Annotated in this window: 22 protein-coding genes; 9 read left to right on the forward strand and 13 right to left on the reverse strand. The window is 53.8% G+C overall.

Translation table 11 applies throughout. From position 1 onward, the window contains the following. Positions 1–29: 29 nt before the first annotated feature. The 3 genes from LG300_RS16500 to argC form a co-directional block, all read right to left on the reverse strand. A complete protein-coding gene (locus tag LG300_RS16500; RefSeq protein WP_404376371.1) occupies positions 30–797 on the reverse strand; it encodes a transporter substrate-binding domain-containing protein in 768 nt (255 codons plus the stop codon). A gap of 146 nt (positions 798–943) precedes the next feature. Continuing rightward, a complete protein-coding gene (erpA, locus tag LG300_RS16505; protein ID WP_404376372.1) occupies positions 944–1,297 on the reverse strand; it encodes an iron-sulfur cluster insertion protein ErpA in 354 nt (117 codons plus the stop codon). A 102-nt stretch (positions 1,298–1,399) separates the two neighbouring features. Further along, positions 1,400–2,434 (reverse strand): N-acetyl-gamma-glutamyl-phosphate reductase, encoded by a 1,035-nt coding sequence (gene argC, locus LG300_RS16510; RefSeq protein WP_404376373.1) that lies wholly within the window; start codon positions 2,432–2,434, stop codon positions 1,400–1,402. 171 nt (positions 2,435–2,605) lie between these two features. Between argC and LG300_RS16515 the strand changes: the two genes are divergently transcribed. From LG300_RS16515 to LG300_RS16535, 5 genes are all read left to right on the forward strand, one after another. After that, a complete protein-coding gene (locus LG300_RS16515; protein ID WP_404376374.1) occupies positions 2,606–4,405 on the forward strand; it encodes a chloride channel protein in 1,800 nt (599 codons plus the stop codon). Positions 4,406–4,433: 28 nt separating this feature from the next. Continuing rightward, positions 4,434–4,865 (forward strand): protoporphyrinogen oxidase HemJ, encoded by a 432-nt coding sequence (gene hemJ, locus LG300_RS16520; protein WP_404376375.1) that lies wholly within the window; start codon positions 4,434–4,436, stop codon positions 4,863–4,865. After that, positions 4,865–5,674 carry a hydroxymethylpyrimidine/phosphomethylpyrimidine kinase gene (locus LG300_RS16525; protein WP_404376376.1) on the forward strand — a complete coding sequence of 270 codons (810 nt, stop codon included), beginning with the start codon at positions 4,865–4,867 and terminating at the stop codon, positions 5,672–5,674. The genes hemJ and LG300_RS16525 overlap by 1 nt, the downstream gene beginning before the upstream one ends. 36 nt (positions 5,675–5,710) lie before the next feature. Beyond that, positions 5,711–6,991, forward strand: a complete 1,281-nt coding sequence (hemL, locus tag LG300_RS16530) for a glutamate-1-semialdehyde 2,1-aminomutase (protein WP_404376377.1) — start codon at positions 5,711–5,713, stop codon at positions 6,989–6,991. An 85-nt stretch (positions 6,992–7,076) separates the two neighbouring features. Next, entirely contained in the window at positions 7,077–7,454 is a 378-nt protein-coding gene (locus LG300_RS16535; RefSeq protein ID WP_404376378.1) for a hypothetical protein, read from the forward strand. A gap of 80 nt (positions 7,455–7,534) precedes the next feature. Here LG300_RS16535 and LG300_RS16540 read toward each other — a convergent pair whose 3' ends face one another. The 6 genes from LG300_RS16540 to LG300_RS16565 form a co-directional block, all read right to left on the reverse strand. After that, positions 7,535–8,377, reverse strand: a complete 843-nt coding sequence (locus tag LG300_RS16540) for a curlin subunit CsgB (protein WP_404376379.1) — start codon at positions 8,375–8,377, stop codon at positions 7,535–7,537. 57 nt (positions 8,378–8,434) lie between these two features. Then, positions 8,435–8,959, reverse strand: coding sequence for a hypothetical protein (locus LG300_RS16545; RefSeq protein WP_404376380.1), 525 nt, complete (start codon positions 8,957–8,959; stop codon positions 8,435–8,437). Between the two features lie 245 nt (positions 8,960–9,204). Then, on the reverse strand, positions 9,205–10,035 hold the full coding sequence (locus LG300_RS16550; RefSeq protein WP_404376381.1) for a CsgG/HfaB family protein: 831 nt from the start codon (positions 10,033–10,035) through the stop codon (positions 9,205–9,207). Positions 10,036–10,111: 76 nt separating this feature from the next. Continuing rightward, complete coding sequence (locus LG300_RS16555; protein ID WP_404376382.1) at positions 10,112–10,615, reverse strand: curli assembly protein CsgF; 504 nt, start codon at positions 10,613–10,615, stop codon at positions 10,112–10,114. After that, the gene (locus LG300_RS16560) at positions 10,615–11,148 is read right to left on the reverse strand and encodes a CsgE family curli-type amyloid fiber assembly protein (protein WP_404376383.1); all 534 of its coding nucleotides are present in this window, start codon (positions 11,146–11,148) and stop codon (positions 10,615–10,617) included. The genes LG300_RS16555 and LG300_RS16560 overlap by 1 nt, the downstream gene beginning before the upstream one ends. Before the next feature lie 26 nt (positions 11,149–11,174). Continuing rightward, positions 11,175–11,867 carry a LuxR C-terminal-related transcriptional regulator gene (locus LG300_RS16565; protein ID WP_404376384.1) on the reverse strand — a complete coding sequence of 231 codons (693 nt, stop codon included), beginning with the start codon at positions 11,865–11,867 and terminating at the stop codon, positions 11,175–11,177. A gap of 279 nt (positions 11,868–12,146) precedes the next feature. On the opposite strand from LG300_RS16565, the gene rdgB reads away from it, so the two are divergent. From rdgB to LG300_RS16585, 4 genes are all read left to right on the forward strand, one after another. Then, complete coding sequence (rdgB, locus tag LG300_RS16570) at positions 12,147–12,755, forward strand: RdgB/HAM1 family non-canonical purine NTP pyrophosphatase (protein ID WP_404376385.1); 609 nt, start codon at positions 12,147–12,149, stop codon at positions 12,753–12,755. Next, the gene (gene hemW / locus LG300_RS16575) at positions 12,748–13,917 is read left to right on the forward strand and encodes a radical SAM family heme chaperone HemW (protein WP_404376386.1); all 1,170 of its coding nucleotides are present in this window, start codon (positions 12,748–12,750) and stop codon (positions 13,915–13,917) included. Before rdgB ends, hemW begins: the two co-directional genes overlap by 8 nt. A gap of 61 nt (positions 13,918–13,978) precedes the next feature. Next, the gene (locus tag LG300_RS16580; protein WP_404376387.1) at positions 13,979–14,650 is read left to right on the forward strand and encodes an OmpA family protein; all 672 of its coding nucleotides are present in this window, start codon (positions 13,979–13,981) and stop codon (positions 14,648–14,650) included. An 85-nt stretch (positions 14,651–14,735) separates the two neighbouring features. Beyond that, a complete protein-coding gene (locus LG300_RS16585) occupies positions 14,736–15,581 on the forward strand; it encodes a 23S rRNA (adenine(2030)-N(6))-methyltransferase RlmJ (RefSeq protein ID WP_404376388.1) in 846 nt (281 codons plus the stop codon). Positions 15,582–15,600: 19 nt separating this feature from the next. Here the strand turns inward: LG300_RS16585 and mnmE are convergent, their stop codons facing one another. From mnmE to rpmH, 4 genes are all read right to left on the reverse strand, one after another. Next, positions 15,601–16,971, reverse strand: coding sequence for a tRNA uridine-5-carboxymethylaminomethyl(34) synthesis GTPase MnmE (gene mnmE, locus LG300_RS16590; RefSeq protein WP_404376389.1), 1,371 nt, complete (start codon positions 16,969–16,971; stop codon positions 15,601–15,603). Between the two features lie 120 nt (positions 16,972–17,091). After that, positions 17,092–18,774 carry a membrane protein insertase YidC gene (gene yidC / locus LG300_RS16595; RefSeq protein ID WP_404376390.1) on the reverse strand — a complete coding sequence of 561 codons (1,683 nt, stop codon included), beginning with the start codon at positions 18,772–18,774 and terminating at the stop codon, positions 17,092–17,094. A gap of 115 nt (positions 18,775–18,889) precedes the next feature. After that, on the reverse strand, positions 18,890–19,291 hold the full coding sequence (rnpA, locus tag LG300_RS16600; protein WP_404376391.1) for a ribonuclease P protein component: 402 nt from the start codon (positions 19,289–19,291) through the stop codon (positions 18,890–18,892). 13 nt (positions 19,292–19,304) lie between these two features. Continuing rightward, entirely contained in the window at positions 19,305–19,439 is a 135-nt protein-coding gene (rpmH, locus tag LG300_RS16605) for a 50S ribosomal protein L34 (protein ID WP_009723348.1), read from the reverse strand. Positions 19,440–19,973 lie beyond the last annotated feature (534 nt).

Raw genomic sequence — 19,973 nt, forward strand, 5'->3', positions numbered from 1 at the left:
TAAGCGTTGGTTATGGCATATCGCGCGGATTACTCAGCGCTGGGTGCTTCACCGAACCACTTGGTGTAGATCTCATCGTAGGTGCCATCTTCACGCATGGAGGCCAGCGCTTCGTTAGTTGGTTCTACCCACTCGCTGCCTTTGTGGAACACGATGCCGTACTGCTGGCCTTCATACAGCGGACCAACCACCTTAGTACGGCCTTCGCCGCGGGTTTGCGAGAAGTAAGCTACGTTTGGTGCATCATAAAACACGGCGTCTACGTTGCGGCCCAGCAGCGCCATGTACATATCGGCGGTGCCTGGGTAGGGCGTGATGTCAGCGTCTTCGCCTAGCTCTTGTTGGAGAAAGTCGTAGCTGGTAGAGCCAATTTTAGTAGCGATGCTCAACCCTTCGAGGTCTTCGAGAGAGGAGACCTCTTCGTTATCAGCACGCACAATGATCTGCAGACCAGAGTCGTAGTAGGGGTCAGAGAAGTCGACGACCTGGGCACGCTCGTCGGTGATGGTAATACCGGCAATGGCGACTTCCTGGCTGCCGGTTTGTACGGCGGGAATAATGCCAGAAAATTCCATAGTGGTAAGGTTGACGTCAAAGCCTGCACGCTCGGCCACTTCGTTAATGATGTCCATATCGAAGCCGACCATTTCGCCGGTATCGGGATCAAGCATCTCAAACGGCACAAAGCTTGGGTCAGTGGCCACGTTAACAGAGGGTGTTTGTGCGAAGGTGGCGGTACTGCCCAAACCCAGTGCAACGGCAGTAGCAACAGCAGAGGTCGTGAGTAGGTATTTCATTAGTTTCCCCATGTTTATGTGGTTGGCAGCGCGATTTATAAAGATTTTTGCTTATAAATTTGGCTTGCAACCGTTATTGACCTTTCAACCTTGGCGAGAAACCGCCAAGGCGTCAAGTCGTGGGGAGAGGTTGTTACCAACGTTGGTCACACCATAAATGAAGCACCGCACCCGCATGTGGTAGTGGCATTGGGGTTCTGGATACGGAAACGCGCGCCTGCCAAGCCCTCTTCGTAATCCACCGTGGAGCCTACCAAGTACTGATACGAGAGCGGGTCGACGACCAGGGTAGCGTCGCCAAACTCAATGAGTGTGTCGTCTTCAGCGACGTTTTCCGCGAAGTCAAAACCATACTGGAAACCTGAACAGCCGCCGCCGGTTACATAGACGCGCAGCTTCAGCGCTGGGTTATCCTCTTCGGCCATCAGCGCTTTGATACGTTTGCGTGCGCTATCAGAGAGGAGTAAAGGGGTTGGAACGAAAGCTTCTGCACCGCTCATGGGTACCTCCCGCGAGCTTTAAGAACGAATAATCGGCATTGGGGGGTGATTATGGGTAATTCCCAGCAAATTGGTCAACTATTGCCGGGAATTACCTAGATGTTAAGGCATTAGTGCTGGCGCATTGAGTCCCATGTGTTCGTCAAAGCCGAACATCAGGTTCAGGTTTTGGATGGCCTGGCCGGAGGCACCTTTCACTAAGTTATCGATGACTGATAGCACCACGACCGTATTGCCGTTACCCGGGCGATGGATTGCTATCCGGCAGGTATTGTTGCCTTTGACGCTGCGGGTTTCGGGATGGCTGCCTGCGGGCATAACATCGACGAACGGCTCATTGGCGTAGCGTTGCTCGAACAGCGCCTGTAAGTCGCCAGGCTCAGCGGTGAGCGTGCTATAGAGCGTGGCGTGAATACCGCGGATCATCGGCGTTAGGTGGGGAACAAAGGTTAGCCCGACGGGATTAGGCTGCATGTCTCCCAAGCCTTGGCGAATTTCCGGCAGGTGGCGGTGGCCACCCGCGCCGTAGGCTTTCATGGATTCACTGGCCTCGGCCAGCAGCGAGGCGACTTTTGCACCACGGCCGGCACCGGTCACGCCGGATTTACAGTCGGCAATCAGCTGGCTGGCATCTACCAGTCCAGCTTCTAATAGCGGCAGATAACCCAGCTGAACAGCAGTGGGGTAGCAGCCGGGCACGGCAATCAGGCGAGCCGTCTTGATCTTTTCGCGGTGCATTTCGGGCAGGCCGTAGACGGCTTCTTCAAGCAGTTCCGGCGCGCCGTGGGGCTGGTCGTACCAGCGGCTCCACTCGTCGGCATCCCGCAGGCGGAAGTCGGCGGAAAGGTCGATCACCCGCGTGCCGTTGGCTAGCAGCTCGCCCGCCAGGGCGTGCGCTACGCCGTGGGGCGTGGCGAAAAACACCGCATCCATGGCGCCCAGCGACTTGGCGTCAGGCTCGCTAAACGCCAGGGTGTCGTAGTGGCCGCGCAAATTCGGGTACATATCGCATACTTTTACGCCCGCTTCCGAGCGCGAAGTAATGGCTTCCACGCTTACTTGGGGGTGTTGGGCGAGTAGCCGTAGCAGCTCTACGCCGGTGTAGCCGGTGCCGCCCACGATGCCAACTTTAATCACAAACCACTCCTTGTGCGCTTAGCGCAGTCAACGCTGGAATAATTAACAGCCTAATGAGTGTGCCAGGCTGTTGAAGTGTATCTAGCTATGATACACAAGAGAGCAAGCGCATAAGAGCGCTGTGCACCGCTAAACGATGAAACGAAAAACAAACGCAAGGACACCGACGTTGTGGCACGTTTTTCACGATCAGACTTCACCCTAGAGAGCTTTCGCCGCCAGTTGGCGAATGTGGATGCTTTGCCACAGCTATGTGTATTGGGGTTAGTGTCTGGAGTGATTACCGGTGCGGTGATGGTGGCGTTCCGCCTGTTGCTGGAAGCGGGGGCGGTGCTCTATATGCCGGAAGGGGACCCGGAAGCCTTTGAAGGGTTAGCGCCTTGGCTAAGGGCGCTGTTACCTATGGCTGCCGTGACGGTGATCGGCCTGCTGCTTTACCGACAGCGATCTGCCGCGCGCAAACTCGGGGTAAGCCATGTCATTGAGCGACTGACCTACCACCAAGGGCGCTTTCCACTGCGTAACTGGTTGAACCAGTGGTGGGTGGGGGTGGTATCGGTGCTTGGCGGCTTATCCGCTGGGCGGGAAGGCCCCGCGATTCATTTAGGTGCGGCGGCTTCCAGTGGGTTGGGAGTAAAACTGCGGCTACCCAATAATAGCTTACGGGTGCTGGTGGCCTGCGGAACGGCAGCGGGTATTTCAGCCTCGTTCAACACGCCCATCGCTGGGGTCATCTTCGCTATGGAAGTGGTGATGATGGAGTACACCCTAATGAGCTTTATGCCGGTAATTTTAGCCTCCACTATGGGGGCACTGGTGGCGCAGGTGGTGTATGGCAACGAGCCTGCCTTTCGGATTCCCGAGGTGGCGTTAGGGTCGCTGATGAACCTGCCGTGGATTGTGGTGCTTGGCCTAGTGATCGGCCTGATGGCTGGTCTTTTCATCCACATTTCCCGCAGCCAGCGCTTACAGCGGCTACCACTGTGGTTACGGCTGGGTATCGTGGGCGTGGCAACCGGAGCGTTGGCCTGGTGGTTTCCGGAGATTCAAGGCATCGGCTATGACAGCGTGGCGGCAGCGCTGAATAACCAACTGGCTATCCATGTACTGCTGGCGCTGATGGTGGCCAAACTGCTGATAACGGCGATGACCGTGGCGGGCGGCGTGCCGATAGGGATTATTGGCCCGGTTCTGGTGGCGGGGGCGGCCACCGGGGCGCTAGGCGGCATGTTAGGCGGCTGGCTGTGGCCTGAGAAAGCCGCTGACCCAGGTATTTATGCCATGCTGGGCATGGCAGCAATGATGGGAGCGGTGCTGCAGGCTCCCCTGGCGGCATTGATGGCGCTGCTGGAGCTGACGCACACGCCTAATATCATGCTGCCGGGAATGCTGGCAGTGGTCGTGGCCTGCTTGACGTCGCGGCAGTTGACGGGCTGCGAGGGCTTTTTTATCAGCTCGGTGCGCTATGGCTTACATCCGCTGCAGCAGCCGCTGATGCAGGCGCTCTCCCGAGTATCGGTGCCTGCGGTGATGGAGCGCCAACTGGTGCGAACCGAACGGATGATTACCCCGGAGCAAGCCCGCCGCCTGTTGGACACTAATCCCATGTGGCTGGTGATCGAGCGCTCCAGTGACGAGAAACCGGTGCTGGCGCTAAAAGCTGCTGAGCTTGCCCGTTGGCTGTTAGAGCATGACGAGGCGCTCAATGGGGAAGCGCCGCCGGAGGATGAGCTGATCGATCTCCTAGAAATTCCCGGCCAGCGGCTGGAAATGGCTCCTATCGGTTTACAGGCTACGCTATCGGAGGCTTTTTTAAAGCTTCAAGACAGCGCACTTGGAGCGCTTTATGTCGTGCATGGATATCGACCAAAGCAACAGCGAATTTCAGGTATCATTACCCGGGGCGCGATCGAGCGCTATTACCACTACACTGACGCTCGACAGACGGATGCCCGCGAGACCGATTCCTAGCAATAAGCCCACCGCCTAAGGAGAGACCATGTACGAATGGGTAAAGGCTATTCACTTAATGGCCGTTGTCACTTGGTTTGCTGCGCTGTTTTATCTGCCACGGCTTTATGTGTACCACGCCATGGCACGTGATAAGGGCGATGAGCAAGCAATCACTTACTTCACAACCATGGAGCGCAAGCTCTACCGTGGCATCATGACGCCATCGATGATTGCGGTACTGATTTTTGGTGGCTGGATGCTCTATCTGGTGCCGGCCTGGTTTAGTCAGGGCTGGTTGCACGCCAAGCTAGCGCTGGTGGTGCTGCTGATTGCCTACCATCACGTTTGCTTGATTTATCTCAAGCAGTTGGCCCAGTCGCGCTGCACCAAAAGTCATGTGTTTTTCCGCTGGTTCAATGAAGCGCCGGTAATTGCCCTGGTGGCGATTATTCTGCTGGCGGTAGTGAAACCCTTTTGATGCGCCAACCCCTTCCTCCTGTTGTTTTAGTGTTAGCGGGCCATGACCCGACTGGTGGTGCCGGTCTGGTGGCCGATAGCGAAGCAATTGCCGCCTGCGGTGGTTGGGCGGTGACGATTCCTACGGCGCTGACGGTACAGAACTGCCACAACGTATCGCGGGTGATTCCGGTTGATGCAGGTGCCATGCGGCAAATGGCCGAGGCGCTGGGTGGTATGCAGATTGCGGCTATTAAGCTGGGACTGCTGGCGGATGAAGCCACGCTGCGCGCTGCGGAGCAGATCATTCGCCGCTTTCCCGGAGTGCCTGTGGTGGCTGACCCGGTACTCAAAGCGGGCGGTGGCGCTGTGTTATCCACAGCCGCTTTGCAGGTGCTCTACCGCGACCGGCTATTACCCCTTGTGGATATCTTAACGCCAAATCGCTTTGAGCTAGCCGCGCTGACGCCTGAGATTAGCGAGCCGTATGACGACACCGCCCGAGCGGTGGCACTGCTTTCCCAGGGCTGCCAAGCGGTGTTAGTCACCGCAACGGATGACCCGCTTCCGGGCACGGATCAGCAGGTCGTGCATACGCTGCACTCACCCGACACGACCCGCCAATGGCAGTGGCCTCGTTTGCCCGAGGTGTTCCATGGCTCCGGCTGTACGCTTGCTTCTGCCTTGGCGGCAAGACTCGCTGCTGGTGAGCGCTTACCAACAGCGTGTGAACAGGCGCAGCACTTTACTTGGGAGAGTTTGTCTCACGGCTACCAACCGCCCAGCGGCCAGTGTTTGCCGAACCGCTTGCCACGCCCCATACGCTTTTGATCTCATTGGTAGCAAGCCATTTATATTGAGGATGCCATGACCACATCTGCTGAACTGTTTGATCTCGCTAGTCGCCATATTCCGGGGGGAGTGAACTCCCCTGTCCGTGCCTTTAAAGGGTTGCATCGCCCGCCGGTCTTCATGGAGCGTGCCCAGGGTGCTTACCTATTTGATGTGGAAGGCAACCGCTACGTTGACTACGTCGGCTCCTGGGGGCCGATGATTACCGGCCACGCTGACCAAGACGTGCTGGCAGCGGTGCGTGCGCGGCTGGATAACGGACTCTCTTTCGGTACCCCCACCGCCGTGGAAACCACCATGGCGGACCTGATCTGCGACATGATTCCCTCTATGGAAATGGTGCGGATGACCAGCTCCGGCACCGAAGCCACCATGTCCGCGATCCGGCTGGCGCGTGGCACTACCGGCCGGGATAAGATCGTCAAATTCGAGGGTAACTACCACGGCCATTCGGATTCCCTGCTGGTGAAAGCGGGCTCCGGCGCCCTTACCCACGGTGAACCCAGCTCGCCGGGTGTACCCGCTTCGCTTGCCGAGCACACCATTACGCTCTCCTACAACGACCCGGAAGGGGTGGAAGCGTGCTTTGCGGAAATCGGTGAGCAGATTGCCTGCATTATCGTTGAGCCGGTAGCGGGTAACATGAACTGTATTCCGCCCCAGCCAGGCTTTTTGGAAACCCTTCGTCAGGTATGTAACGAGTACGGTAGCATCCTGATTTTTGATGAAGTGATGACCGGTTTCCGCGTTGCCTTAGGCGGCGCCCAGGCCCATTACGGCGTTACCCCCGACTTAACCTGCCTGGGTAAAATCGTCGGCGGTGGTATGCCGGTAGGTGCGTTTGGCGGTAAGCGCGACATCATGCAAAACATCTCCCCATTGGGGCCGGTGTATCAGGCGGGCACTCTCTCGGGGAATCCGCTGGCCATGGCGGCGGGCGTTGCGCTGTTGACCAAGCTACAGGTGCCGGGGTTCCATGATGCGTTAAGCCAGCGCGTACAAACGCTATGTAACGGTCTGCAAGAGCGTGCCAATGCCGCGCGGGTGCCGATGATGACGCAATCGGCAGGCGGAATGTTTGGTATCTTCTTTACCTCACAATCCCGGGTCGATAACTTTGCACAAGCAACGGCGTGTAACCCAGATGCCTTCCGCCGCTTCTTTGGTGCGATGCTTGATCACGGTGTGTACCTTGCGCCTTCAGCCTATGAAGCGGGCTTTATGTCCAGCGCCCATACGCCAGAAGATATCCAGTTCACTTTGGATGCGGCAGAAAAAGCTTTTGCCCTTATGTAACGTTAAGTAACTATTAGATAAAACGCCTGCTACACTGCAAGAGCCGCTCCTATTGAGCGGCTCTTGTGGTTAATGAGGGCTAACCATGAAACAACCATCGGCTTGGCACGCTTCACGATTGAGCGGCGTATTTTTAACCGCCGCGCTCACCTTTGGCGTTCCCTTGATAGGGCTAGCTGCCCAGGAGCAGGATATGAATCGGATCCACATCACCATGGGCGGTTCCCCCGGCGCTGAGTTTTCAGCTCAGTGGCGCATTACCCATAATGGCGAGACCGTTGATCATCCTGAAACCAGGGGTACGGTACCCTCAGAGTTCACGTTTGAAGGCGATGCCTTAGAGGGAACGGTAACGCTGCTGAGCGATGATGAGCGGCTGGAAGTAGATATTGTGAAGGGCAGCAATCGTTCGCGCTCCTCTACTCAGGGTAAAGGCAGCACGCTAATGGTAATGGTGCGTTAAAGCGTTAAAGTATAAAAAACCGCCCTGGGTGAGGGCGGTTTGTATAAGCGCTGGGTACGCTTATCCGTGTATGACTTCGTTTAGTGGCCTTGGCTCACATAATTAGTGTTGTTATTACCATAAGTCTCAATGGTAGAGGTATGGTTGCCACCCCATAAGTAGCCGCTTTGGGTAACGTTTTGTACGTTATTGCTACCTTGGGTATAAATATAGGAGTCGTGGTTATAACCTGACTGCATGACGTTGTGGGTGTTATGGTCACCAATAGCTAGAATTGTACTGTCTAGTGAGTAACCATTCTGAGTAACGAAGGCCTCATTATAGTTGCCACTTAGATACGTGTAACTATCATTGTAGTTGCCAATCTGGGTAATGTTAGCATTATTGTGAGTGCCATTTTCTTCTACCACAGACACGTTTTCTTCGCCATCTTGCTTAACAGTGGCTTTGTTATGGCTACCTTCAAGATAGACATAGCTATCATTAAACTTGCCATCCTGTGAAACATTAGCGCCATTGTAGTTGCCAATTTGTTCTACTACTGAAATGTTCTTAAAGCCATCCTGGTCTACGGTTGAAGTATTATTGTCACCTTGTTGATACACAGTCGAGTCGTTAAAGGCGCCTAATTGTGAAACATTGGCTGTGTTATACTGCCCAATTTGGTCAATGTCGGAGTCATTATTACCAGGGAACTGAGTAGCAATGCCTGAAACATCGTCTTGAGTAACAACCGTCGAGTTATTGCTTCCCTCTTGGTAAATACGTGATGTTTGAGTACCCCACTGGGTAACATTGTTAGTATTGTGGTTACCGCTTTGATAAATTGTGGAATCGCTACCTGAGGACCAGTACTGTGCAGAAGCAGTTGCACTCATAGCGAAGGCAACGGCGGCAGCAATAGTAGTGATTTGAGTTTTCATGGTGTTTCCCCTTTATGTCATACTTGCTTAGTTATTACTGAGACAACGGAATGCTGCTCAGTAGGTTTCGACGGTGACTGGACGCGCACTGGCTGAAAACGCTTGTTGTTCAACACTAATGCCACGGTAGCCACTCCCCGACTGTGAGACTTGAATATCGCTATAATGGCCAGTCTGGGAAATATAGGTTTCTATTTGTTTTTCATTCCCCGACTGAGAAATATTGGCAATATGATGATTGCCTCTTTGAAGGATCACCCCAATGTTGTTGCCACCGCTCTGCTCAATATTGGCAGCGTTCCAATTGCCTTGTTGGTGAATTCTAGAAAAATTCCCTGCTTGATAACGGGCCGAGTAGGACTGATAAACATTGGCGCTATTATGGCTACCCATTTGTTTAATAATGCTGTAGTTGCCTTGGTAATAATGATGGGGCGTATCGCTGTAATACTGCTCAACACGGTGATTAAAAGAGCCTGCAAAAGACGGCAGAGAAATCGTTGCCATCATCACGCTAATGGCAACTGCCTCAGAAAAAATCAGCTTTACTGTCTTAGGCTTGGTTTGATTAGGTGTTGTCATTGCAGTGCTCTCTTTGTGTCGTTTTGTATCAATTTGTATTCGTGTGTTGAGTTTGGGTTATTTATTTTTTTACGCAATAAGATATTTTTTTATGGTGGGGATGCTTTTTTTAACCAAAAAATAGAAATAAAGTTTGAGTGTTCTCATCCTTTTTAGCGCATAAAAAAACGGCTTTTCTACGATGAAAAGCCGCAAGGGATCACTTCTTGGTTTTATAGCTAGCTGATATGCGAGAAGAAGATTTGTTATAAGACTGGGGTAGGTGCGTTAAGGTAATCGGCTAAAACAGTATTTTGTAGATCCGTACCATTCGATAGGTTCCATAGGTTATTTTCGACACCCCGAGCAATTAAGTGGATAACAGCAGACTCGATGGCCGACATCACTGCTAGTTGCACAGGCTCGTTTGTGGTTATTCCCACCTCAGCCTCTAATAAACGTCGGAAGTCGATAAAGCGGTATACCCCTGCGCGTAGTTCTTTGGAGTAGATGGTTTTCGTTGTCGTCACGTTAGCGAGCACTTCACCCGTCGATATTTCCACTGCTCGTAAATTAACGGTGACCTGGTCAACTTGATACTGCCCCGATGCCCCGATACCAAAATATTCAGCGCCAGCCCCACCGGTTCGCACGTTAGATTCATAGGCGATAATACCGCCCTCCAGCATGACCGATGCCGCTCTTAACGATGGAAGTGTATCGGGTTGACCAAAACGCTCGAATTCAGCGCGAATGATGCGACGCTCGGTAAGCAGGTTCTGAAGCCCGACGCGTTCCAGGGGAATAAACCAGCCAGAGTCTGCCAGCGCACCGGTGAGCATCGCAGCCGCCCCCTGCGTTACCGCCGTTGAAAAGGTACTGGCGGGTGCAGGCCGATATTGGCCGGTTTGATCGCGAAAATCATATACCGAAACAAAAATTTTCCCAGCGGGTGGGGGGAGCGAGACAAGGTCTTGGTAGGTCGCTCCTCGGGGTGTCAATGTTGCCTGAGCACCCTCTAGGTTTTCTGAGGTAGCTACCACTCCGGCACAGCCACTTAAAAGGCTGACCACTATTATTGAAGCAATAATTTTCATGTTGATCCCCTGATGGCACCAATGACTCGTTATTCGGCTTAATTGCCGTATATTTTTTAATATAAAGGAGGGTACGTTAAGGGTTAAAAAGGCCACCAACGCTTATATTAGTCACATCGCCAGTCACTTTATCGATGACTCTGACAATGAGTTGCCCGCCCTCGTCACGCACAACGACACTAAATTCGCCGCTATCGAAAGAGCCTTCACCAATATCTCCAGCCCCTACATCACTAATTAGTTGGGATATTAATCGGCTTTCCAGACTTTGAATCAGGCGATCTGTTGCCGAGAGTGTTTCGATGCTTCTTGCATTAGGGTCGGTGTTAGTATCCTGTGACTGCGCTTTACTGAGTAAATAGCTACCAATAAAAGGATCACCGCCAAAGGAAGGATTGATAGGCTGGTAGATGAGCTCACCTGCCACGCTATTCGCAGAAAATAATCCTGCCATGCCGGCGATGATGACTGCGCTTAAAGTACTTTTCTTAAGCGTCGCCTTAAGATGAACCGCCCTCTTAAGCGAAGTATCCATACGCCTAGCGTTTACATGCAAGGCTGTTAAAAACGTTGTATTCATTAGTTTAGCTCCTCTTTTCCTAGGTCTTTGTCTGACGTAAGTGCTGCTGTCAGCCGCTGCTGAAGTAGTGCTTCTTCGACGATTTGCACAGCGTCTCCAGCTACGCGATCCGCTTCACTGATCCTGGGAGAGAGCTGTGTTCTGAAATACATTCGGTTGCCTTCCATGATCCATAATTGGCTACCCCAACGAGCATCAGGGCGCTCCTGAATAGTAATCGTGGCGTTGCCAATCAGTGGGTTATCCATCGCCAGTTGGCTAAACGCGCGATAGAATGTCTTGCCAGCCATGGTGATGGTGCGGTCCACCAGAACACCGGTAAGCTCACTACCCCCATTGGTATTAGCCAGCACTTCAGGCCCATCAGGACTAGAAAGCTTGTTGATAGCATCGATAGCTTCTTGCTCGCTTTGTGCGTTAGCAGGCAATGCATTGTCCGGTTGGGCAGACGACTCTTCGGCTAAGGCAGCAGTGCTTGTTAGCCACGCTGCCATGGTAAACATGCCTATGAATAAACGGTATAGCGATAACATGGTGAATCACCTTTTGAGGTTATAACCTACCGGTGACGCTGCAAACTTCGAGCAGTTTCAATATTGGGAAGAATGGGGCCTAGGTTTTGGTGTATCCAGTTAAGTGCCTGAATACGGTTATGAACATTAATTTTTCGGAAGATATTATACAGATGTGATTTAACCGTATGTTCGCTAACAAATAGCTTGTCGGCAATTTGTTGGTTAGATGATCCTGAGCTTAACAATGAGATAATTTCCATCTCACGATTAGTTAACCCACAGGCAGGACGAAACGCGTTACTCTGATATTTACGATAAAAGAGAATTAAACGCGCCATTAAATCCCGCGACATCCACAACTCGCCCTCCAGTAATGCATGTATGCCTTTACAAATTACCTCTAGGCTTTCATTTCGATAAAACACGCCTTTGAGTTGTGCACAGGAGAGTGCTTCCAACGCATGGTCCATATCGCGGATATTAAAGGCAGCAAGAGGGGTTTTGGATAATGGCTCGGGAAGCTTGTCCTGCCACTCTGGTAGGGCATCAATCCCGATGTGATCGCTATCAATCAATATAAGCAGCTTATCAGAAGTGGTTGATGGCAAGACGCTACGGGGGGAGTGGATGCTAATGGTACATCCGGTGTGCTGATGTAAGTAGTCAGCAAACAGCTGCGATTGAGGGCTTTTCTCGGTGACGATGTACACCAAGCCTTGAAATTTCTCTTGCGACATTAGGTAGGCCTCATGGAAATAAAGCGTGAGCAGGTGACTACTAGAGTGTTGCTCATAAGCCACATTTCGTAAAGTTTTGTTATCAAAATAATAGCAAAAGTAATTTTCATATAATTATTCTATTTTGTTATATATTTAAGTTGTTGATTATTAATAATAATTTTGAATGCATATTTTATTTTGGTAGAAATAAACGAGATACATTGGGTTACATTGTGTCGCCTTTAGCTGTGTTTCGGTTAGGCGTAAACTGAAGGCCTTCTGTGAGGAGGTAGCCCGATGAATGCAGCGAACACACTCGTCCTAGCCAGTGGCAATGCTGGCAAACTAAGAGAATTCAATCAGTTATTGTCACCACTGGGGTTAGATGTGCGCCCGCAGGCAGAGTTTGGCGTGCATGATGTGGAAGAGACAGGGCTGACATTTGTAGAAAACGCGCTGTTAAAAGCGCGTGAGGCCAGCCGGGTAAGCGGGTTGCCTGCGTTAGCGGATGATTCTGGGCTAGAAGTGGATGCCCTGCATGGCGCACCCGGCATCTACTCCGCTCGTTACGCGGGGGAACCTAAGAGTGACGAACGTAACAATGAGAAATTGCTAGCAGCGCTCAGTGAGTGCGCCGAAGGGCAACGTAGCGGGCGCTACTGGTGTGTGCTGGTGTACCTACGTCATGCGGCAGACCCAGTACCAGTGATTGTGCAGCGTAGTTGGGAGGGGGAAATCCTTGCCCACCCACGCGGGGAGGGCGGCTTTGGGTACGACCCTCTCTTTTGGTTGCCTGATCAGGGCATGAGCGTCGCTGAATTGTCTAGCGAAACCAAAAACCGGTTGAGTCATCGGGGGCGTGCGCTGCATGCCTTGGTGGATATTCTGAAGGTGGCGCATGGCTAACCAGCTGCCGCCGTTATCGCTGTATATCCATACGCCCTGGTGTGTAAGAAAGTGCCCCTATTGCGACTTCAACTCCCATGAGCCTGGCAGCAACGAGTTACCTGAAGCGGCTTACTTAGCCGCTTTGCTTAGTGACTTGGATAGCGACCTAGAGCTAGCTTCCGGCCGGACCATTCAAACGATCTTTATCGGTGGTGGTACGCCTAGCCTTCTTTCACCTCACTTTTATCAGCAGCTATTTGATGGCATCCGCCAACGGTTGCCCTTTTCCCCTACGATTGAAATTACCCTGGAAGCGAATCCAGGCACTACTGAACAGCAGCGGTTCGTGGGCTATCGGGAAGCGGGCATTAACCGCTTATCTCTTGGGGTACAGAGCTTCCGTCCAACCCAGCTGAGTGCGTTGGGGCGCATCCATAGCGGCCAGGAAGCCATCACGGCAGTGAGCGAAGCCAGGGCGGCGGGGTTTGATAACCTGAATATCGACCTGATGCATGGGTTGCCCCAACAGACCCCCGAACAGGCCATGGAGGATATTGAACAGGCATTAGCTCTGAATCCCGAGCATCTCTCCTGGTATCAGTTAACCCTGGAACCCAACACAGCTTTTTTCTCCCACCCTCCAGCGCTGCCGGAAGAGGAGGCGTTATGGGATATTCAGGAAGCAGGGCACCAGCGTCTTGAACAGGCAGGCTTAAAGCGCTACGAAATTTCCGCTTATGCCCGCCCGGGGCTACAGAGCCGCCATAACCTGAACTACTGGCGATTTGGCGACTACCTGGGGATTGGTGCAGGCGCTCATGGAAAACTCACCCAAATAGACTCCCAGGGGGAGTGGCAGATCGAACGGCGTTGGAAAACCCGCCAGCCCGATGCCTACCTGCGTCGTGCTAACGACCCACGTGGTTTTGTGGCAGGTCAGCAGCCCATCGAACCCCAGGAGCTGCCCCTTGAGTTTGCCATGAACGCGCTGCGTTTAACCGAAGGGGTATCATTAGCGGATTGGGAGGCCCATACCGGCCAGTCAAACGTTCTGTTACTCAGTCGTTTACAAAGCGCTCATGAAAAAGGACTTTTAATGGAAATGCCTGAAAAGCTGCGTGCATCGCCCCAAGGTCTATTATTCTTGAACGAGTTGCTGGCCTTGATCAGCGAAGAGTGATCAGTAAAAAGTGACCAGCGATCTAAACAGGCAGAACCCGATCATAAACAAGGAGTGAGTGATGCGTATTTCTCGACTACTGACGCCGTTGGCAGCAGCTATCCTACTGGCTGGCTGCGCGACTTCTGACCCTTACGGCGGTCAAACGCAGCGCTCTAGCACCGCGATGGGCACCGGCATTGGTGCGGCGATTGGCGCGGCAGCCGGTGCGCTTTCTGGCGATGGCAGCACCAGCCGCCGTGACCGTGCGCTGATTGGCGCTGCAGTAGGCGCGGCGGCCGGTGCTGGCGTAGGTGCTTACATGGACCGCCAAGAACAGCAGCTTCGTGATAACTTGCAAGGCTCACGCATAGAAATTGACCGCCGTGGCGATGACATTGTGCTCAACATGCCCAGCAGCGTTACGTTTGGGTTTGATTCGGCTGAGCTTACCGCCGATGCGCGCAGTGCCCTCAATGAAGTGGCCAACGTACTCACCCAATATACCGACACCCGCGTTAACATTGCAGGCCATACGGATAGTACCGGTGATGCCATCTACAACCAGCGCCTCTCCGAGCGCCGTGCGCAGTCTGTCGGTAGTTACTTGAGCCAGAACGGTGTTTCTTCTATGCGCTTAAACACCATGGGTTACGGTGCCAACCAGCCGGTTGCCAGTAACGACACCGAACAGGGCCGCGCCCAAAACCGTCGGGTTGAGATTACCCTTACCCCCACCGGTAACGGCCAGTAACGCCTGAAGAGGTATCCCAGCGTTGCCGTCCAACGCCCGCTATGCTCACATAGCGGGCTTTTTATTGACTTGCAAGCGAGCTGCCATGCTGTCGTATCAACACGCCTATCACGCCGGTAACTTTGCCGATGTTCAGAAGCATTTAACGCTTTATGCGGTGGCTGATTATTTATTACGTAAAAAAACAGCGATTACATATATTGATAGCCATGCAGGAAGGGGCCTCTATCCATTAGCCACCAAAGAGACCCAACGGCTCCAAGAGTACCGCGAAGGTGTGGACCCGCTATGGCAAGCACGGCAGCGGTTAACCGACCCACTCCTCAGCCATTGGCTGACTGCCTTGGCTGAAGCACAGCCTAACGCTGCGGAACTCTCTCACTACCCTGGCTCGCCCTGGTGGCTTGCACATGCGTTACGCGAACAGGATCAGCTACGCCTGTTTGAACTGCACCCAGGTGAGCATGAGCATTTGAGTGGCCAAGCGCTGCCACAACAGGCGCGGCGGATTTATGGCGATGGTTTACTGGGCTTGAAACAGCTGGTTCCGGTGGCGACACCCCGGCTATGCGTATTGATAGACCCGAGCTACGAGCGTAAAGCAGAGTACCAAGAGGTCGTTGACGCGGTTGCTTACACCCTCGAAAAAGCGCGCCACGCCGTGGTGATGATTTGGTACCCACTATTGCCCGCCGGACACCATGAAACGCTGCTAAGCGGCCTAGAAGCGAGCGGCATTCGCAAGATTTGGCATAGCGAACTGCTACTACGGTCAGCAGGAGAGCGTACACACGGCATGTACGGCAGCGGCATGGTGGTGATCAATCCGCCCTGGGGGCTGGATGAGCAGCTAGCCGCAGCGATGTCCCAGGTGACACCGCTGCTAGGGAGCGACAGCCACTACCGCGCCAAATGGCTAGTGGGCGAGTAGTGGTAGTGAATGGCAGCGGCTATTTGCCGATGCAGAAGCTACCAAAAATTTCGCCCAGCAGGTCATCGGCGCTAAATTCACCAGTGATCTCTCCCAGCGCCTGCTGTGCGTCTCGCAGGTCTTCGGCGAGAAGTTCGCCAGCGCCGTAGCCATCCAACTGGGCGCGGCCGGTATCGAGGGCAGCCATGGCGCGGTCAAGGGCATCTAGATGGCGGCGGCGGGCGGAGAAGCGGCCCTCCGTCGTTGCAGAGAACCCCATGACGTCTTTTAAATGCGTTTTCAAGCTATCCACACCCTCTCCGGTTTTTGCAGACAGCCGGACAATAGGAGTGGCTGTGGATAATTCAATGCCCGGCGGTTCGGCGCTGGCATCGATTTTATTACGCACCAGGGTGAGCCGGGTTTGATCGGGAAGGCGCTCCACAAACTCAGGCCAGATACTCATCGGGTCGGTGGCATCCGTGGTGGAAGCATCCACCATGAGCAGTACGCGGTCGGCTTTTTCGATCTCCTCCCACGCCCGGGCAACGCCGATTTTCTCCACCGCATCGGGCGTGTCGCGCAGCCCCGCGGTATCGATAATATGCAGCGGCATGCCGTCTAGGTGGATGTACTCCCGCAGTACGTCCCGAGTCGTGCCCGCGATATCCGTGACGATGGCGGTCTCTTGCTCGGTCAGTGCGTTCAGTAGGCTGGATTTGCCTGCATTGGGGCGTCCTGCAATCACCACGCTCATCCCCTCGCGCAGCAGCGCCCCTTGGCCAGCGGCTTTGCGAACGGCCATTAGCGCCTGCTGAACGCTCTCTAGATGCGTGGCGACATGACCATCAGCGAGAAAGTCGATCTCCTCCTCTGGAAAATCGATGGCGGCTTCTACATAGACGCGTAGCTCAATCAGCCGCTCCACCAGGGTGGAAACCCGCTGTGAGAACTCGCCCTGGAGCGAGCGTACGGCGTTTTCAGCGGCGGAGCGGGAGGTGGCATCAATCAGGTCGGCAATCGCTTCTGCCTGGGCTAAATCCAGCTTGTCGTTAAGAAAGGCGCGTTCGGAGAACTCCCCAGGCCGGGCCAGGCGGGCACCTAGCTGCAGGCAGCGCTCAAGCAGCATATCCATAATGATGGGGCCGCCGTGACCCTGCAGCTCCAGCACGTCTTCACCGGTAAAAGAGTGGGGGCCGTTAAACAGTAGCGCGATGCCCTCGTCGATAATGCCATCAGCGCCGTGAAACGGGCCGTAGTGAGCATAACGGGGGGCTGGGCAATCACCTAGTATCTCGGCGGCTATCGTGCGGCAGGCGGGGCCTGACACGCGAATAATGCCAACGCCGCCACGGCCGGGTGGGGTTGCCAAGGCGGTAATGGTGTCTTGGGTATAGAGTCGATCGGCCATGACGCTTCCTAATGACGAAAGAGGGAGAGTGTATCTCGATGGCGCTCATGATGAGCAGGTTAGGCCTAAAACGCCAGACCCCCGCAAAGGCGGGGGTCTGGGAGTAGCAGAGGGGAGCGATTATTTGGTTCGCATCCCTTTGCCGACGCTTGGGTCATTCTCAATGCTGCGCGTAATGAAGTACTGCTGCGCCACCGAGATGATGTTGTTAACTACCCAGTAGATAACCAGACCGGCCGGGAACCACAGGAAGAAGAAGGTGAAGATAATCGGCAGCATCTTCATAATCTTCGCCTGCATGGGGTCTGGCGGTGTCGGGTTCAGCATCTGCTGAACAAACATCGAGATACCCATCAGGATCGGCAGGATGAAGTAGGGATCTTTCACCGACAGATCCTGGATCCAGAACATGAACGGCGCGTGGCGCAGCTCAACGGACTCCAGCAGCATCCAGTACAGGGCAATGAACACCGGCATCTGTACCAGAATCGGCAAACAGCCACCCAGCGGATTGATCTTCTCTTTCTGGTAGAACTTCATCATCTCTTGAGACATTTTCTGACGGTCGTCGCCATACATCTCTTTGAGACGCTGCATCTCCGGGCCAAGTTTGCGCATACGCGCCATGGACTTGTAGGCCTTAGCAGAGAGCGGGAAGAGCACCAGCTTCACCAGCACGGTGAGCAGGACGATGGACCAGCCCCAGTTGCCGACGATGTCGTGGATCTTGTCCAGCAGCCAGAACAGCGGGTTGGCAATAAACCATAGCCAGCCATAGTCAACGGTAAGCCTAAGGTTAGGCGCTACTTGCTCAAGGTGGTCTTGAACCTTCGGACCCATGTAGAGAGTCGCGCTCAATGTGGCTTCGCTATCAGCGGCAACGCTGCTGGTAGGGCCAGCAAAGGCAACTACGTTACGGTCACGGGAATCGGTTGTAACGTAGTAGAGGTTCTGCTGGTTTTGCGGCGGTGCCCAGGCGGAGACAAAGTAGTGCTGGATCATCGCAATCCAGCCGCCCTGCGCTTCGCGGTTTTCGAAGCTACGGCTTTGAATCGTATCAAAGTCGATCTTCTCGTAGCGCGCTTCGGGTGTGGAGTAGGCGGCCCCTAGATAGGAGTTCATGCCCATGGCCACACCGCTAGACGGGTCCGGGCTGTTATCACGGGCCAACTGGCCGATAAAGCGGGCACTCACCGGTGCATCGGTGTTATTGGCCAGATAGTAGCTCACGTTCACCGCATAGCTGCCGCGGTCAAACGTCAGGCGCTTGATGACCTCAACACCGTTAACATCGGCTGTCAGGTCAACGCTAAGCTGCTCTTCGTCATCACCCAAGCGGTATTCGTTGCGCTCAGGAGTGAAAGGAATGCGGCTTGCTTGGCCATCTAACTGCAGGCCGGAGCGGGCCACATAGCTGCGCGTGGCGTTATCCGATAGCAGCACGTAGTTGCGGTCGGAATCCAGCGTGAGCTTATGCTGCGGCAAGGCAGCGTAGACAATATCGCCACCAAAAGGGTCGATGCGTACGTCGAGTACGTCGGTGGTGACGGCAATAAAGTCGCGACTGGCGGTGTCACTTTCGGCATCACCGACGCCTTCGCTGATGGCGTTTTGAGGTGCGGAAGTGCTGGGTACGGAGAGGTCATCGCTACCGTTCTCGCTCGCCGGAGCCCCGTTACTGCTTTGGGTCATCTCAGGCGTTGAGTCGTAGGTAGTCTGCCCGTAATCCTGATTCCACTGTACAACCAAAAGGTAGGCAAGCACTGCCAGTGGAATCAGTAATAAAAGTCGTTTTACGTCCATGAGGGTTCTGCCCGATGGGTGGTGAACATGCTAATGGCGCAGTGTCATTTACTCGACCCATGACACACGAAAGCCTGCCAAGCGGCAGGCCGAGGTCGAGCGGCGAGGTGTGTCGTCAAGCGTCACGTGTTACGCCATGAGGCGGGGGAGGTGTAGACACCGCCTGTGCGTCGCGCTGAAGCCGTTTCCACATGCCGTGTAGCTGGCGAGTAAGCGTTTCGTTATCGATATCCTGCACGCCACGCTTTGCCAATATCACGATATCCACAGAGGGTAGGTGATCCTGGCGCAGACGAACAGATTCCCGAACGAGTCGCTTGAAGCGGTTACGATCAACAGCGAGCTTTACATTTTTTTTGCTGACCACCAGTCCAACGCGGGGGTGCCCCCGGGTACTTATGCGCGCTAGCGCCATCATACCTTTGCCATGAACTTTAAGGTCGGCCTGTTCAAACACGTGACTAAAATCCCCGGCAGTTAGCAAACGTAAGCACCGGGGAAAGCCTTGATGCGACACACGCAATCCGAGATCAGGCGCTCAGACGCTTGCGGCCTTTGGCGCGGCGGCGTGCGATAACGGCACGGCCGTTTTTGGTTGCCATACGAGCACGGAAGCCATGCGCGCGCTTGCGCTTGAGAACGCTGGGTTGAAAAGTGCGTTTCATAACTCGTTATTCCCACGTGGTTTAGGACGGAAGTGTATTCCAAAAGACCCGGTCCAGTGAGGAACTAGCCGGGGAGTTTCAATTCAAGACCGGAAATTGTAGAGACTTCCCGCGCCGGGTGCAATTTTTCCTTGCATAAAAAGCGTGAAAAAGGCAATAGCCCCGCGGCCTACTGCGCTCTTTCCTGCGACTTGCATCAGGCTATTATTACTAATGAAATTATTTAAAACCTGCTGTTATTAATAGTGGGGATACTAATTGTGGATAAGTTTGTTTAATTTAATTTTATCAATCGCTTAAAATTATAAAAAATCTGTGCATAAGTATCGGATAACCCGCCGGTAAACTGTGTATTAGGTGTGGTTAAGCCCAAGATAAGATGGCCAAATCTAAGGCTGTACCCACGTCATCACAAGGTTTTCCTGAGCCCCTGCGCATAGTTGTCCACAGGTGGAAAATGGCCCTAGGTGCGTGTGGATAACCGCTTCGTTGGGCGCTACAATGGTCGGCCGTTTTCAACCGATGGTGAGATGA

The sequence above is a fragment of the Vreelandella aquamarina genome (assembly GCF_044805175.1).
GTDB classification, from domain to species: Bacteria; Pseudomonadota; Gammaproteobacteria; order Pseudomonadales; family Halomonadaceae; genus Vreelandella; species Vreelandella aquamarina_B.